Origin of the sequence: Virgibacillus sp. W0430 (assembly GCF_051846935.1) — a bacterium.
GTDB lineage: Bacteria > Bacillota > Bacilli > Bacillales > Amphibacillaceae > JBPYCR01.
On the sequence record NZ_JBPYCS010000018.1, the window covers coordinates 1 to 17,342 of the forward strand.

General features: G+C 38.8%; 12 protein-coding genes. 4 read left to right on the forward strand and 8 right to left on the reverse strand.

All coding sequences use genetic code 11. The features are described 5' to 3' along the window. On the forward strand, nt 1-302 hold a 302-nt coding region (locus ACLIBH_RS09985; protein ID WP_439316567.1), incomplete at its 5' end, for a Ger(x)C family spore germination C-terminal domain-containing protein. Between the two features lie 193 nt (nt 303-495). Here the strand turns inward: ACLIBH_RS09985 and ACLIBH_RS09990 are convergent. Continuing rightward, the gene (locus ACLIBH_RS09990) at nt 496-1,572 is read right to left on the reverse strand and encodes an undecaprenyldiphospho-muramoylpentapeptide beta-N-acetylglucosaminyltransferase (RefSeq protein ID WP_439316568.1); all 1,077 of its coding nucleotides are present in this window, start codon (nt 1,570-1,572) and stop codon (nt 496-498) included. 81 nt (nt 1,573-1,653) lie between these two features. On the opposite strand from ACLIBH_RS09990, the gene ACLIBH_RS09995 reads away from it, so the two are divergent. Next, complete coding sequence (locus ACLIBH_RS09995; RefSeq protein WP_439316569.1) at nt 1,654-2,997, forward strand: MATE family efflux transporter; 1,344 nt, start codon at nt 1,654-1,656, stop codon at nt 2,995-2,997. Between the two features lie 495 nt (nt 2,998-3,492). On the opposite strand, the gene odhB is transcribed toward ACLIBH_RS09995, so the two are convergent. The 5 genes from odhB to queG form a co-directional block, all read right to left on the reverse strand. After that, nucleotides 3,493-4,716, reverse strand: coding sequence for a 2-oxoglutarate dehydrogenase complex dihydrolipoyllysine-residue succinyltransferase (gene odhB, locus ACLIBH_RS10000; protein WP_439316570.1), 1,224 nt, complete (start codon nt 4,714-4,716; stop codon nt 3,493-3,495). Then, entirely contained in the window at nt 4,703-7,564 is a 2,862-nt protein-coding gene (locus tag ACLIBH_RS10005) for a 2-oxoglutarate dehydrogenase E1 component (RefSeq protein ID WP_439316571.1), read from the reverse strand. Before ACLIBH_RS10005 ends, odhB begins: the two co-directional genes overlap by 14 nt. 531 nt (nt 7,565-8,095) lie before the next feature. Further along, the gene (gene trmL, locus ACLIBH_RS10010; RefSeq protein WP_439316572.1) at nt 8,096-8,569 is read right to left on the reverse strand and encodes a tRNA (uridine(34)/cytosine(34)/5-carboxymethylaminomethyluridine(34)-2'-O)-methyltransferase TrmL; all 474 of its coding nucleotides are present in this window, start codon (nt 8,567-8,569) and stop codon (nt 8,096-8,098) included. A 51-nt stretch (nt 8,570-8,620) separates the two neighbouring features. Beyond that, a complete protein-coding gene (locus tag ACLIBH_RS10015; RefSeq protein ID WP_439316573.1) occupies nt 8,621-9,475 on the reverse strand; it encodes an amidase domain-containing protein in 855 nt (284 codons plus the stop codon). Nucleotides 9,476-9,538: 63 nt separating this feature from the next. Further along, entirely contained in the window at nt 9,539-10,675 is a 1,137-nt protein-coding gene (queG, locus tag ACLIBH_RS10020) for a tRNA epoxyqueuosine(34) reductase QueG (protein ID WP_439316574.1), read from the reverse strand. 684 nt (nt 10,676-11,359) lie between these two features. On the opposite strand from queG, the gene dat reads away from it, so the two are divergent. Together dat and ACLIBH_RS10030 are read left to right on the forward strand one after the other, a co-directional pair. Continuing rightward, nucleotides 11,360-12,229 carry a D-amino-acid transaminase gene (dat, locus tag ACLIBH_RS10025; protein WP_439316575.1) on the forward strand — a complete coding sequence of 290 codons (870 nt, stop codon included), beginning with the start codon at nt 11,360-11,362 and terminating at the stop codon, nt 12,227-12,229. Nucleotides 12,230-12,460: 231 nt separating this feature from the next. After that, nucleotides 12,461-12,667 carry a hypothetical protein gene (locus ACLIBH_RS10030; protein WP_439316576.1) on the forward strand — a complete coding sequence of 69 codons (207 nt, stop codon included), beginning with the start codon at nt 12,461-12,463 and terminating at the stop codon, nt 12,665-12,667. A gap of 389 nt (nt 12,668-13,056) precedes the next feature. Here the strand turns inward: ACLIBH_RS10030 and ACLIBH_RS10035 are convergent, their stop codons facing one another. Both ACLIBH_RS10035 and ACLIBH_RS10040 read right to left on the reverse strand, forming a co-directional pair. After that, nucleotides 13,057-14,013, reverse strand: a complete 957-nt coding sequence (locus ACLIBH_RS10035; RefSeq protein ID WP_439316577.1) for an alpha/beta hydrolase — start codon at nt 14,011-14,013, stop codon at nt 13,057-13,059. An 858-nt stretch (nt 14,014-14,871) separates the two neighbouring features. Further along, the gene (locus ACLIBH_RS10040; RefSeq protein ID WP_439316578.1) at nt 14,872-17,034 is read right to left on the reverse strand and encodes a YhgE/Pip family protein; all 2,163 of its coding nucleotides are present in this window, start codon (nt 17,032-17,034) and stop codon (nt 14,872-14,874) included. Between the last annotated feature and the right edge of the window lie 308 nt (nt 17,035-17,342).

Genomic DNA, 17,342 nt, shown 5'->3' on the forward strand with positions numbered 1-17,342 from the left:
CGATATGCAAATCCTTAGAGTTAATACGTGATTTCTCTTCTAAAAACTCGGAAAATGGTTCAATCGGAACAGTTATTTCTCTTCTGGAGAAAGAAATTGAAAAGCAATTAACCGCACGATATGAAAAATTAGTAACACAATTACAATCGTTTGAAGCGGATTCATTAGGTTACGGTGCACATTATCGAATATATAAAAAAGATGGTTCATTAACTGAAAAAGAATGGCGAGAGAAATACCCAACAATGAAGGTTGATTTTAAAATAAATGTTAACATTCTTAACCATGGAGAACTGGAATAACTACGACAGCTTACAATGGTTAAATAAACTAATTGCGATCTCATAAATAACGTGAGCATTGAAAGGGGTTTAACGATATGAGCCATTCCAATGCTCCTTGCATTAAAATAGGGGAACTATGGAAAGCATTGTCACAAAATCATGAATGAAATCTGATCTTTTTATCGATCTATCTCTGTTTCCCTTTCTTGATTCATACGTGTTTGCTCGTATTTTTAATTATATCGATAACGTTTTCACGAACAGCTTTACTTTCGAATTTTTCCATTTTGTCAATAAGGACAGGTCCTGATTTCTTCAACCGATGAATTGAACGGAGGAGCGTCTCTTTAGTGAGCTTCTCTTCATCTAGCACATGTGCATAACCACTTTCTTTGAACGATTTTGCATTGACTATTTGGTCTCCTCTACTCGCAGCAAGCGACAGCGGAATAAGCAGCATAGGGATACGCAACGCTAAAAATTCAAAAATTGCATTCGAGCCTGCTCGTGAAATTACGTAGTCTGTTATAGCTAAAATATCTTTTAATTCTTCGTTCACGTATTCGAACTGTACATACCCTTTCCGTGTTGCGGAGCGATTAACATTTCCAAGACCACAAATATGTATAATTTGAAATTCGGTTAAAATTTCTTCTAAGTTGTCTGTAATTAACGTGTTAATCGTGCGTGAGCCACCACTTCCACCCATAATTAGTAAAATTGGTTTTTCTTTTGTAAGACCTGTCAAGGTTAGCCCAATTTCTTCATTCCCTTGAAAGAGCTCTTCTCGAATAACAGCGCCAATCGGAATCGCTTTATTTTCAGGCAAGTAATTTACCGTTTCAGGGAAAGTAGTTAACACTTGCTGGGCAAACCGGGATGCTATTTTATTGGCAAGCCCTGGCGTATAATCCGATTCATGAATTATGGTAGGAATTCGACAGAGCTTCGCAGCTATTACGACCGGTACAGACACAAATCCACCTTTTGAAAAAACTACTGCTGGCTTTTGCTTTTTAATAATACGCCACGCTTGAAAAACCCCTTTTATTACTTTAAAAGGGTCTTTGACGTTTTCCATAGACATATACCTACGTAATTTCCCGGTAGATATCGAATGGTAGGTAACGCCCTCCAATTCACTTATTAATTTACGCTCTATTCCTTCATAGGATCCTATATAATCGATGTTCCAGCCATCCTTTTGAAAGCTCGGTATAAGTGCTAAGTTAACGATGACATGGCCAGCGGTTCCTCCGCCTGTAAAGAGAATATTTTTCTTTTTCATTCTATGTAAAGTTCCTTTCTGCGTAAAATATATTTTCGCGGTATACTAAGAAAAGCCGCCCTATTATGAAGGAGAATTAATATGCATAAAACATCATCCTTAATCGAGAAGCTTTCCTTATTCTCAACCTTACTTTTTCCGATTCTTATTACACAAATTAGTTTATTTTTAATGAATTTTTTCGATACAGTAATGTCCGGCCGAGTAAGTGCTTCCGATTTAGCAGGCGTTGCTATCGGTTCTAGTCTTTGGGTTCCTATATTTACTGGAGTTAATGGAATATTATTAGCCATTACCCCTATCGTCTCGCATTTAATAGGTGCAAATAAGGAAAATGAAGCTGGTATGAAAGTACAACAAGCGATTTATTTATCAATCAGCCTCGCATTACTTATTTTAGTAAGTGGGACATTCGTATTAAACCCAATTCTGTCCGTCATGGATCTTGAACCAGTTGTGCGCCAAATTGCTCTGTACTATTTAATTGCGCTAGGTACTGGAATAATTCCACTTTGTATCTTTAATACGTTGCGATCCTTTATTGATGCGTTAGGAAAAACTCGTATTTCCATGTTAATTATATTACTTTCATTACCAATTAATATTTTCTTTAACTATATTTTTATCTTCGGTAAGCTTGGTCTACCTACTTTTGGCGGTGTAGGTGCTGGTATCGCAACGTCGGTAACGTATTGGTTCGTATGCTTACTTACGGTCGGTATCATTTATTATATCCAACCATTTACGAGCTACAATATATTTTCTACATGGCTTCGACCTGCTTTACTTGCGTGGTGGGAACAACTAAAAATAGGTATTCCAATTGGTTTTGCAATATTTTTTGAAACGAGTATTTTTTCAGCCATTACACTATTAATGAGTGTATACAGTACAAATACAATCGCAGCTCACCAAGCCGCATTAAATTTTGCCTCTTTATTATACATGATCCCGCTCAGTGTGGGAATGGCGTTAACAATAGCAATTAGTTATGAGGTCGGTGCAAAACGATTCCATGATGCAAGGCAGTATGGAAATATCGGAATTGCAAGCGGCGTTGGGATAGCAATTTTTTGTGGATGTATTCTATTTATTTTCAACGAACCAGTAGCAAAGCTATACAGTACGAACCCGGAAGTAATTAAGCAAATAAAGCACTTTATTTATTATGCAATCGTCTTTCAGCTTGCAGATGCTTTTGGTGCGCCGATTCAAGGAGCATTAAGAGGATACAAAGATGTGAATCTTACTTTAATATTAGCGTTTATATCGTACTGGATGATTGGTCTGCCGAGCGGATGGCTGCTCGCAAATTACACTTCATTCGGCCCATTTGGCTACTGGGGTGGTTTAATAATTGGATTAAGCTTTGGTGCATTTGCTCTGCTCTTTAGATTATTATATTTGCAAAGGAAAAGCCTTTGAATAATACTTAAATAATTATTCCAAAACTAAAATTAAAGTATTAAAGCTCATTAGTTTAATATAAAGCATTGGATCACGTATTTGTAGGTGGATATTTAGTATTTTAAACGACAACATCAAAGCTTGCGCTCAATTTCTTTGACTTGCACTTCAGCCGACGGGCTTTCCGCGGTTACTGCCTCAGCTTCTGTAGCTCCTCTGTCTGAGACGCTACAGTGATCTTCGGACGCGTTCTATTTCCGCAGGAGTCCGTCAACTTTTCGTTCCAGTCAGCTTAAAGAGGGGCAATAGCCTTATTGCACACACTTCAGTGCTGTTTAAGCGGTTCTTGGCAAATGACGTTGGTGAATTTTCTTCACATTTCCGTATCAAAAAGTAATGTGATTTTTCTTCACCAATGTCATAATTTTAGAGCCAATTTTACAACCAAGAAGGCAGGTAGCTCATCGTAAGATAAGAGCTACCTGCCTTCTTTTCATAGGGTTTCCCCGATTGTTAGCCTTGCAATAATAAATCGTATGGATCCTCTAGCAACTGCTTAATACGTACTAGGAATTGCACGGCATCTTTACCATCAACAATACGGTGATCGTATGAAAGTGCAAGATACATCATCGGGCGAACTTCGATTGAATCATCTGGCATTACTACTGCACGCTTTACAATATTATGCATGCCGAGAATACCGACTTGTGGTGTATTCAATATTGGCGTAGAAAGCATCGATCCAAAAATACCACCATTTGTTATTGTAAATGAACCGCCTTGCAGCTCACTAAGCTGAAGTTCTTTGTTTTTCGCTTTCGTGCCTAAGTTCACAATTTCTCTTTCAATCCCAGCAAAGTCCAACTTGTCCGCATCTCTTACAACTGGAACTACGAGACCGTCCTCTGTAGACACAGCGATACCGATATCGTAAAATTGCTTTTCAACAAGCTCATTCCCTTGAATTTCTGCATTTAGCAATGGGAATTCTTTTAGAGCTGCTACACTTGCTTTCGTAAAGAAAGACATAAAGCCTAATTTTATATCATTTTTCTTAAGAAAGTCATCTTTTCGTTCGCTACGCAACTTCATAACAGCGCTCATATCTACTTCGTTGAACGTTGTTAACATAGCTGCCGTTTGCTGTGCTTCAACTAAACGATTCGCAATCGTCATTCGACGACGGGACATTTTCGTCCGTTTTACTGGCTTTTCAAATTCCGTTTTATCTGCTTGTGGTGCTTCCTTTTTAGCAGAAGGAGCTGGCTTTGATTCATTCGCTTTAGCCGCTTCTACATCCTCTGGACGAATTCGACCAAGCGGGTCAACTGGCTGCACCTTGCTTAAGTCGATGTTCAATTCACGTGCACGTTTTCTGGCTGCGGGTGAAGCAATGACACCTTGCTTGTCTTCTGTAGCACTTTCTTCCTCCGCTGCTTTCGGCTCATCTTTCTTTTCTTCAGCCGCTGCTTCAGCAGGAGCGGAATTTCCAGCCTCGCCATTTTCATCTACTTTGGCAATAACGTCACCAACTGCAACGTCATCCCCTTCTTCGCTCATAATTTCAGTAATAACTCCTGCGAAATCCGAGTTTACTTCAACATTTACTTTATCTGTTTCCAATTCAACAACTGGATCCCCTTTTGCTATTTTGTCCCCTTTTTTCACTAACCACTCAGAAATTGTACCTTCTGTAATGGATTCTGCAAGCTCTGGAATCTTAATTTCCTTCACTAGTATTTCCTCCCTTGGACGGATTTATTGCTTTGTTAATAATTTTATTTTGTAACACTTTATGAATGTTTGGCTCTCCAACTGCAGGTGATGAACGATCCGGGCGTCCGATATAACGGAGTAATTGGCCTTCTTTTAATACATCGCGTAAATAATTAGCGACAAAATTCCAGCTGCCCATATTTTTCGGTTCTTCCTGGACCCACACAATTTCTTCTACATTCGGAAGTTCGCTTAATGCTTTTTCCAATTCCTTTTTCGGGAATGGATAAATTTGTTCAATTCGTAATGCACGCAACCAATCAAAATTTTCTTCAGAAGCTTCAATCGCTTCCTCAATATCAACCATCACTTTACCAGTCCCTAGTAATAAGCGCTTTGCCCGTTTTTTACTTACTTTTAAATTCGGTTGGTCACGTAACGGAAGAAACTTTCCTTCTGTAAATTCTTTTGCTTCAGATGCTACACGCTGGTTTCTTAGTAAACTTTTTGGCGACATTAAAATGAGCGGTCTTGCTTCATCGAGCCCACGCATTTTAGCTTGGCGACGTATTAAATGGAAAAACTGCGCAGAAGAAGTAACATTCGCTACAATCCAGTTATTTTCGGCTGCCATCTGTAAATAGCGTTCTAACCTTGCACTGGAGTGCTCAGGACCTTGCCCTTCGTACCCGTGCGGAAGGAGCATGACCATATTTGATTTTTCGCCCCACTTTGCACGTGCGGATGAAATAAATTGGTCAAAAATAACTTGAGCTGCATTTGCAAAATCACCAAATTGTGCTTCCCAAATTACGAGCGTATCTGGTGACTGCACACTATACCCATACTCAAAACCGAGAACACCTGATTCGGACAGTGGACTGTTTCGAATGTCAAAGGATGCCTTTGCTTCTTCAAGACCGTGCATCGGACAATAGGATTCAGCAGTATTCACATCATACAATACGAGGTGACGGTGTGCAAAAGTACCGCGTTCTGAATCTTGTCCTGTTAGTCGAATCGGAATTCCGTCGTGTAAAATAGATGCATAAGCTAATGCTTCTCCAGCGCCCCAGTCTGCTTTATTTCCTTCTTCTAATATATTTTCCCTTCTCTTGAACACTCTTTCCAATCGTTTAAATCCGTTAAAGCCTTCAGGCCGTTTTAATAAGCCTTTATTTAAACTTTTTAAAGTATCAAGTGAAACAGCCGTTTCATATTGTTCAAGACCGTTTGCTAATGATTTAGGCATTTCTTTTTCTTCTACAATCGATTCGTCTTCTTTCATACCATCATATATTTTTTGCAATTTTTGTTGGGCTGCTTGTTTCGCTTCTTCGAAAAAGTCTGGCTGTATAGCCTCTTCTTTTGTCAGCTGTTCTGCAAACAATGTTGCAACTGTTGGGTGGTTATCAATTTCTTTATATAATAACGGTTGGGTAGAACGTGGCTCATCCATTTCGTTATGTCCGTAACGGCGATAACCAACTAAGTCAATTAAAAAGTCTTTATGAAACTTTCGAGAGTAGTCGTACGCAAGCTTTACTGCAGTTATACAAGCGATCGGATCATCTGCATTTACGTGTACAACCGGAATTTCAAACCCTTTGGCCAAATCACTGGCATACCGTGTTGATCTTCCATCTTTTTGGTTCGTAGTATAGCCAACGAGGTTGTTCGCAATGATATGCAATGTTCCGCCTGTACGATAGCCTGGCAATCCGCTTAAATTCAATGTTTCCGCAACGACACCTTCGCCAATAAATGCTGCATCTCCGTGAATTAGCACGCCAATCGCTTTGCTTAAATCTTGTTCAGGATAGCCGCGCTCTGATCGATTATCCTGCGCTGCACGCTTGAAGCCTTCCACTACTGGATTAACAAACTCCAAGTGCGATGGATTGTGAGCCAATGTAATACGTGTAGTCGTTTCATCATTATATTTTACTTCTTTTGTCGCTCCGAAATGATATTTTACATCCCCCGTCCAGCCGTAATTAATACCCATAGAACCTTCCGATGGGACGAGCTCTTTATCTGGGGCATGATGGAATTCGGAAAATATTTTATCTAAAGGCTTTCCTAATACGTGAGCAAGCACACTTAAACGACCACGATGCGCCATACCCATCATAATATTATCTATTTTATCTCGATTCGCATGCTTAACTACTCGGTCTAGCATTGGAACCATCATTTCTAAACCTTCAATGGAAAAACGTTTTTGACCAACAAATGTTTTTTGCAAAAACTCTTCAAAGCCTTCAACAGCAACAAGACGCTCCAATAATTGCTTTTTTTCATCTGTAGAAACAGGCGTTTGGAATTCACCAGATTCAATGCGATTTAATAACCATTGACGCTCCTCGTCATTGTTTACGTGATCATATTCAAACGATATTTTTCCTGTATAAAGCTTTTTCAAGTAAGTAACAACATCTGCTCCAGTGTCCACTCCTTGAGGCGATTGCTCCCATAACCATGATGCAGGCATTTGCTCCAAATCTTTTTGTGTCAATCCATATGTATCCGGATCAACGAGTCCAGATTTTTGCTCATTGCCGCCTACAGCATAAATATCTGCCTCCAAATGGCCGTAACGACGAATAGCCTCAACAAGTTTCATCGCTGAGGTAAGTTTTTTTACATCAGTATCATTCGGTTTTTCAGATGTTGACTGTATTTGTACCGTTGATGATTGGTACATCCATTCAGGGGCCCCGTACTGATCAAACATTTCTTTTAAAGAAGCGTCAACAAGAGAAGCATCTTCTTTATAACGCTCGTATTGTTCTTCAATATAACCCATGTTAGGCCCATGAAATTTTTTCCAGAATCTTTCGTTGGATTCTTCACTCTGTGCCACGTCATATACCCCCATTAGATAGTAACTTTCCCCGCAACTACGGTTAATTTTCATTCAATCCTCATTATAGAACTGACAAGAAACTTCATCAACTAATATACCTTAAATTATAAAAACATTATAGCATAACATGAATACCTACAATAAAATATGACAATCTGTGAAACAAAACGGGTTGCAGTTCACTTTCTCCCCCTTATTATGTATAATAAAAAGTACCATTTAGAATACTACTGTAACAGAATGATTGTACGTATAAGGAGGCTGCGCAATATGAAACTAATACTGCTCTTTGGAGTTATTTTTTCTTTTCTAACGGCATGTTTCACATCTGCCTATGAATCAAAACCTGGTATTCCTAAAAACGATCAATAATAAGTCCGTCATGCGATCATACGTTGCATGACGGATTTTCATTTTTATGAATGTGTTACCAAGTGAATCTTAAAGAACTGTACATAAAGTGCTAATGTAGTAAACAAAAGCCTTTGTTACAGGTACACGTTTATGAACGAACAAATATCCTTCCTACTAAGCTAATCGTGGAAAGCCTTGCTGTCTTAACGCTTCGTAAATAATAATTGCAGCGGTATTCGATAAATTGAGGGAACGAACCTTCTCATTCATATGAATACGGAGACATTGTTCTTCCTTTCCTTCAATCAATTCTTTCGGAATCCCGTTCGTTTCCCTACCAAAAACAAAAAAGAGATCTTCCCTTTCATTACTAAAATCAAAATCGGTATAATGCTTCGTTCCAAAGTTTTCAATATAATAATACGTTGCGTTTGGATACGATTCATATAACTTTTCAATTGTTGCATGTTCTTTTATATCCACATGCTCCCAATAATCCAAGCCAGCTCTACGCAGCATTTTATCTTCTGTTGAAAAGCCAAGTGGGTGGACAAGATGTAGGGTAGTATCCGTCGCCAAGCACGTACGGGCAATGTTTCCTGTATTTGCTGGAATTTCTGGCTGAAATAATACGACGTGCAAACTCATGTGTCATTCTCCTTGCGCGAATCGCTTTTGTTGATGAACGAACTTATTATATCACGTTTTTCCAATTTGAAAAAATTTATATTTGATCGCCGGCGTCCATGCTGAGGAATCCTCATACGACCAATATCTATGGCGGCTATTATCTGTATGTGCATTAACTAATGGCATTCCATTTGCGTCAATAGCAGTAACAATTGTATTGTGATCCCATCTGCCATCCCCTTGGAAATCGTAACAAATAATATCACCAGGAAGAAGCTCCTCTGCCCGATCGACTTCTTTGCCTTTCAAGCCCATGCTCGAACCGCTTAAATACCATCTTAAAGCATGTGCAACTGACCAGCTAAAGCTCCAATTTTCTCCACTGTACCACCAGCCTTTATCTCGAACCGGTGTACCTCGCATTGGCGCACCCCCTGCACGTAGACATTGGGACACATAATTTGTACAATCAACTGTAAATGCCTTATAGTCAGGGTTGTAATTATTCCACCACCGCTCGGCATACTGTACAGCCGCATGACGATCATAATCAAACCGTTCATCTATTTTAGTACGTAAATAACTCGCTTGATTACGAGCGGCCACACGTTCAGCTTCTAGTAGATAGGGTCTATGCTCTTTATGTTCAATCATCTTTCCACCGATCACTTTATATTGATACACCATTGTTTGTTCCTCAATATAAAAGCAATCCTTTTGTTTTATAAAGAACGAGAGATACAGTATATAAAAATAGTCCGATTGCCGGTCGTACGATACCTTTTGAAACAGTCTCCCTTCTCCACGTATACGAACAATTTCAGCATTTCGCGTTCGGAATAGTTTTCGTTTTCGTGTCCACCAATTTTCCTCGCCATGCTCTTGCTGAAAAAATGCAAGCCACTCTTCTTTTATACGATTCATAAAACATCCCTCCATACTACGTATATGAAGGGACTCCTTGTACTTATTGGTATTTCTTTAAATTTAGGAGCTACGAATTACTTTTAATGCGTTTTCCATTTCAAATCGAACTTGTTCGTCTTTTTCTTGGTCGATTAATGTTTCTATAGCTTCATATGCTTCACTCGTACCTATCTTACCAAGCGCCCAAGCTGCGGTTCCACGAATGACCGGACGCGGGTCTTTGCTCATAATATCAACTAAATCCGGAACAGCTGTTTCATCCTTATAATGCGCTAAGCCAATAATTGCATTTCGCTGTAACGGTTTTTTACCACGCCAAAATCCGGAAAGATGTCCAAACTTCTCCTTAAACGCACGATTAGACATCGTTAGCATCGGTTTTAGTTGTGGCTTAGCAACTTCACCTTCTGGCTCGAACTCTGGATGGAGATGGAAATCAATTTGTTTATTCCGAGGACATACGGCCTGACACGTATCACATCCATATACACGTGTACCTACCTTCGTACGAAATTCCTCTGGTAAGAAATCCTTCGTTTGTGTTAAAAACGCTAAGCACTTTTGAGCATTTAATTGTCCTGCTTGGACGAGTGCCCCTGTCGGACATGCATTTAAGCACAATGTGCAGTCGCCACAGCTATCTTCAATAGGCGCATCCGGCTCAAATGGAATATTTGTTATTAATTCTCCTAAATAAACATATGAACCAAATTCCGGTGTTATTATTAATGTGTTTTTTCCGCTAAATCCAATACCAGCGCGTTCCGCCACTGCACGATCAGATAACTCTCCTGTATCGACCATTACTTTCCCGATAAAATCCGGGACGTGCTCTTGGATATATCGTGCCAACTTATCTAATCGACTCCGCAATACTTGGTGATAATCTTGGCCCCAAGATGCTCTGCAAAAAATACCCCTTCTGCTATCTTTCGTACTCCTCGGTGCATTTTCTATTCGAGAAGGGTATGCAAGTGCAATCGAAATAATTGATTGTGCTTCTGGCATTAGCCGTGACGGCTCTGTACGTTCCTCGACTGTGCCTTTCTCAAATCCAGATTGATAACCAAGCTCCTGCTGTCGCTTCAACCGTTCCTTTAATTCTGTAAAAACATCCGCAGAAGCAAAACCGATTTTATCAATCCCTATCTTTTTACTATAATTAATAATATCTTGTTTCAATTGTTCGGTGTACACGAGTTTCCCCTCCTTTATTTTTCGTCTTCCGTTTATATAGTATATAGCTATTAGCCAACTCCCGTCCAATTAGATAGCTATACCTCTAAGCTCTTTCAAGTTCGTATCTATTTTAGATTAAGTCAAGCATTTGTGGGTGTTATTTTAAGCAGTTAAAAAACCTCTCTTTGTATTCGTTAATTTTAGTATTGATTCCTACCGACCGCAGTAGATATACACGACGCTTTCCGTGCCCGCGGAAAGCATCCACCTGCAGTGAAAATCAACGGTGTTATTCATGTGTATATCGTTCGAAGTAAAATTGATCACATATTATCTACTTAGATTCGTGCATCTGTTCCCCCACAAACATTTTACTCATACTCTATTTTAGAAAGTGGACGGTTATTCTCTTTATATTATAGGCTAACAGCCGCTTCTAATCGCATGTTTCGTCGGTATTCCCTCAACTGGATCCAAAAAGTACAGAACACTTTTTTGAAGTGCTTTTTTCATGGAACTCGGAGTTGGTTCCCGACCGCTGAGGCAATTAGCACCCCCTTTTGATCGGAATCGCCTTTTTTAAAAAGCTTCTATGCAGCTTTCTATTCCAATAAATTATCAATAACAGTAAACTTGAAATAGGAACCATTTACAACGATTGACACAAGGAGTAAAATAATTAATATGTAGGGAGGAGATAGTATGTCTGTTTATCCAATTATGATGTCACAAGGTAAGTTTGTTCATCACGATAGCTTAAAATACCCTTTTGAAGAACGAGGTTTACAGTTTGGTGATGGGATTTATGAGGTTATTCGAATTTATAATGGCAAATACTATTTATTAAATGAACACGTCGATCGCTTATTCCGTTCACTTGATGCAATTAAAATTACGATTGACGAGTCTAAAGACGAAATTATTGATTTGTTAGAGCAATTGCTTCATAAAAACAACATGAAAAATGATGGCATGGTTTACTTGCAAATAACGAGAGGGTCTGCTCCGCGCGTGCATACATTCCCGAAAAATGTAAAGCCGAATATGTATGCATATATGGAGGATTTTCCTAGATTTACGAAAGAAATGGAATCAGGTGTAGCTGTAATTACACATAAAGATACACGTTGGGACTATTGCTTTATAAAAAGCTTAAACCTTTTGCCGAACATTTTAGCAAAGCAGGAAGCACTAGAACATGGTTGCTACGAAGCTATATTACATGAAAATGGTACTGTAACAGAATGCTGCTCTTCTAATATTTATTTAGTCAAAGACGGAAGCATTTATACGCACCCAGCGAACGAACGAATCTTACACGGCTGTGTACGAATGGCTGTGGAAAGATTAGCTAATGAGCTACAAATTCCATTTGTGGAGCAGGCGTTTAAACTAGAAGATATCGAAGCTTGTGACGAGTTATTTTTATCTAGCAGTATGTCTGAAGTAATGCCAGTTGTTCAAGTAGATGGAAAACAAATTCAAGACGGAAAACGAGGAAAAATAACAACATTGCTGCAAGAAGCATATGAAAAGGACGCAAATATTTCCTCTAAAAAAATAAACAGTTAAATAAGGCTAGGACAAAACATTACTAGATATGCAAAGGAACCGGGGACATAACTTAAAGGCACAACCAAAAAAACGAACAATGTGCTAATTCGCTTTGCGCACATAGGAACCCTGCTAGGCAACGGGCTTACTCAGCAAGCTCATTAGCTCGAGGAAGCATACCGAGCCACGCGCATATAGAAAGTGCCGTACCAACATAAGTTGGTCTTTGTCAAATGACGATGGTGATGTATGTTAAGTCGAGGTATACCTACGAATGAATTAGAACAAAAACATGAAAGCTTTCACTCTGATTTCGCTGACTTGTACTATACAGCCGACAGGCCTTCCGCGGTTACTGCCTCCGCTTCTGTAGCTCCTCTATCCGAGTCATTACGGGATCTTCGGACGCTTGCTATTTCCCCAGGTGTCCGTCGACTTTCGTTCCAATCAGCTTAAAGAGGACTAATAGTCTTATTGCACACACTTCCATGCTGTTTCATTTGCATTGGAGTGTGTTTCTTTATGTTTTTGTACTGTAATTTGATTCATTTTACAGGTTTTCGCTTGAGATAAAGCATGATTCGTGAAGTTTCTGTAACCATAAGCGAATCGATTAGTGATTTTGCTCAAAAAGCAGTAAATAAAGAGCACCTTTTAGTAGAATTAAAGTGCCACACAATAATCTACAGGGGTGCTCTTATGTTTAAACATCAACCGATTCAGAAGCGAAACATCGTACACAAAGAAGATTTTCCTCTTTTTCGTGGAGTCTGTATACACTTTAATACCTTAAGAAATCCTTTAAGCCTTTCCCTAATAAGATTTCAGTACTTATCATACGATGCTTAATTTATATATTTTTTAAGAAACTGTTCCAATGCGCGTACATATTTTTCCTTATCTAACACAAACCCTTCGCCATGCCCTGCCCCATCTATCGTAATCGATTCTTTTTCACTTTTCGTATTTTCATAAAGTAGCTGTGTCATATTTGTAGGCACAAACGTATCTGCATTTCCATGGATATAAAGGATCGGCGCCTTTGCTTTTTTTACTTGATCCAGTGCAGATGCTTGCGTCAGTGAATAACCTGCCTTCATTTTTGTGACAATGCTCGTCGTTGGTAAAATAGGAATCGCGGGTAAATGATACATACGTTTCATCTGATATGCAAACATATCGTACACACTTGTATACGGACTATCTGCTACAATTGCTTTTACATTTTTCGGAAGCTCCTCACCGCTTGCCATTAAAACGGTTGCCGCTCCCATCGAAAGTCCATGTAAAACAAACTGCATTTCATTCCCACGTTTGTTCATTAGAATATCAAGCCAGTCGATAACATCGAGTCGATCATGCCAGCCAAAACCAATATAGTCGCCTTCACTTTTTCCGTGTCCACGCATATCTGTAAAAAATATATTATAGCCTAGCTGTTCATAATAATACTGTCCATATAATCCCATATCGCTACCACGCCCGAGATATCCATGCGTAAAGACAACGGTTTTGTCTGTAGGTTTTTTCGCTTCTAGAAAATACCCTTGTAATTTCAATCCATCATAGGAAGTCATTTCCCATTGTTCAAAGGATTGACCTCGAACCCACGTCCGCCAATCTCCTTCTAAAAATACGTTCATCGCCTCTGCAGACACTTCTAAGTCAGCGTTCCCTTGCAAAAATTCTTTAACGTTTCTAGCAATTGCTAAATTATAAAAATAGAAGCTAGCAACAATATTTATAATTAATAGAGCGGTTACAATTCCTGCACCTATTTTCATCCACCTCTTATTTCTCATAAGCCCCTCCTCCATATACTTGTTATGTCTAGAGCTTTCAGTTGAGCATTATATTTTCGGGTTTCGGATTAGTTTGTGAAAAACTAGCAAAGCTCTCCGACAAAGGCAAATCGATAGGCGAAACTTCCTCAGAAAAAGTTCCCGCAGTGCGTATCGAGGAGGCTCACCATTCACCTGCGAAAAGCGAGTATATTTCATGAGCGGCAATGTGGCAATGTTCGAAGTTTTCTCCTTCGCCATTGTTCTCCGAATACCCATAATTCCAAGCACCTTAAAACAATAAATACCATTCTTATTATATATTAAAAAATACAGCCATTCCTATGGTAGTTCTTAGTAAATAAAATATCCTCTTTCGTTAGCCTGCGTGCTGCAATGATAATAGCTGTATCTACACACTATGTTGATTATAGATAATTTCCCAAGCTTTTGATCCCCGAGCTGGAGCTGTATATCTTCGGAGTCACGAGCCTCAAATGGGTTGCATCAATCGCGGCAGTATCATCAATGATATAGCCTTCTTTGATTGCTTGAAAAACAAGATTTTCTTGGACTTTCTCTAAAGTACCCGATTCACTCCCAGCTCGTCTGTGTGGAATCCGGATCCACGCAGACTCCTGCAGGAAAAGCAACAGCCGAAAATCCATTTTAAAAGTATGGAAAAAAACTTTTAAAATTAGTTGAGGCGTTGCCTGCGGAAAGCGGAGTCGATCCAGATGGGACACAGCAGAAACCAATCTAGCTTTAAGTGGATTTTAAAATTCTGTTCTTTTGTGATTTTTCTAAAATGGCAATTATGAAATTGATTCATATAAAAGAAGATTGGCATTATCGTATGCTCAATCTTCTTTCTAAAAACTAATGAAACAAGCCTGTTTCTTTCGATTTTTTCATTAATTTATTAGTTCGTTTATTTACTGGTGTTTTTAGTAGACCTCCTAAAATTAATGCCGCTACGCCAAACATTCCTAAAAAGGACAGATCATACAGCGCACGCTTCCATACAATTCCTCCAACCGCCTCACGCATTAAATCAACAGCATATGTGAACGGAAGAAATGGATGTACCATTTGAAAGAACTCCGGTAGTAGTACAACTGGGTACGTCCCGCCTGAACCAGCTATTTGTAAAACGAGCAAAATGATAGCTAACGCCTTTCCTACATCACCAAATACAGATACAAACGTGTAAACAATTGCCATAAATACGCCGCTTATAAATAAACCAAACAAGACAAACCATACTGGATCGCTCATATTTACTCCAATAATGAAATAATCGCCCAACGTAACGATAATTGTCTGTAGCATACCGATTGTTAAAAAGGTTAAGTACCGTCCGTAATACATCTGTGTACCTGTTAACCTTTCCGGTGAAGTCACATCGGTTGCAAGCAAGGAAATGAGCAACAAGGCACCTACCCATATTGCCAATACTGTATAAAAAGGTGTCATCCCTGTGCCATAATTTGCAATCGGAAATACTTTGTTTTCACTTAGTGTAACCGGTTCTTCAAAAAAACCGCGTTCAGCTTCTGGGTCGTTCTTCAACAGCTCTATTATTTCATTAATGTCTGTCTCAGCTTGAATGTCCCGTATTCGTTCGGCAAGTTCGTTTACTTTATGATTAACATACGGCATTTCATCCATTACGGTTTCTAAAGACCGCTTTCCAGTTGCTAAGTTCGTATCCGCGCGATTCAAAATTCGTTCGACTTGTGGCAAAGTAGTCTGAATATCTTTCAAAATTCCTCGTGCAGATCGTAAAGTTGTTTTTGCATTATTTACTTCTTCCAAAACTGCCGGCTCAATTTCTTCCTTATACGTTTTAACGAATTGATCTATTTGTACAGATGTTGTTTCCGCTTTTTGTTGTATTTCCTTTAACAACTCATCGATTTCTGTTTGCTTTTGCGTAATAAATGTTTCCATTTCAGCAGATTTATTTTGCACGAGCTGTAATTCTGCCTTTAAGCGTGCCAAATCTTTAAGTGCTTTATCAATTTCTTCAGCATTCTGTTCTTGGTCATTTTGTGCTTTTAATTGTTTAAGTGTTTTTTCAATTGCTTCAATAGTATCTAATGCGGCATCCACTCGTTTGTTTGATTGCTGTAAAATCGCTTGGGCATCCTCAGTAATATGAATCTTGTTTCCTTGAATTTCTTTCATAAATGCGTTTATGTCCTTCGCTGCGGATTGGACCTTTTCTAAATCCTGTTTTATTTTAGGTGCTATTTGGTTTAACTCGTTTTCCGCTTCTGTTAAAAAAGCAGTTGTTTCATCAATTGTCGTTAAACCATTATTCGTCAGTTGCTTCACTTGAGGCATCTTAGCTTTTGCTTTTCCAATAATCGTTTCCGCGTTTGAAGCATCCGTCAATGATTCATTTAATACGTTGTTAATTTCAGGTAGGCTTTGCTCTAGCTTAAACACATAGTTTTCAAATTGTTGAATATCCGGCAAATTACTTTCAATCTCCAAGCCAATCTCATTAAACATATCAAAAATAACGCCATTTACAGTAGCTATAAACTGATTGCTTATTTGATCTACGATAACAGACGCCCCTTTTCCTGTAATTTTAGGGGCAATCGCGTTAATTTTTTCATTTACATAATACTCGATAGTTGCCTTTTCAGGTCTGTCGGCTAATACAGAGCTTAGCTGTTCTGAAAAGTTCTCTGGGATGATGATAACTGCATAATAATCTCCGTATTCTATTTTTTCTATTGCTTGCTGACGATCTGTAAACTTCCAATCCAATGCATCGTTCTCACTCAATGTTTCAACTAATTCGTTACCTACATTTATTTCCTTATCTCGTACTGTCGCTCCCTTGTCCTCATTTACGACTCCTACAGGGACTTGGTCGGTTTGTCCATACGGATCCCACGATGCTTTAATGTTTAACCAAGCGTATAAGGATGGTAATAAAATCAAACCGCCAATTAATATAAGAGCGACCCAATTCTTACCAATATTTTTTATGTCATTATTATATATTTTCCAGCTATTTTTCATTTTTATCGTCCTAGTTTCATTCATGTGATGTAAATATATGTCAAGTATTATACCAGTAATAAATGACGGATACCAATAATTAGAAACGAACCGTTACATTCTTCGCATACCATATATCCCATTTTTTTATCTCGCAAACACTAGCGCACTTTCGTAGCTATATTGTTGACACGCTTTTGTTTATATATACCGACGTTCCACCGAATGAATACCGATTTCCCGTTAAGCTTCCACTCGTATAGAGAAGTACGCTAAACAATAAAACTCGTACCATTCCATATGTATGCGCACAACCTATAAACGGTTCC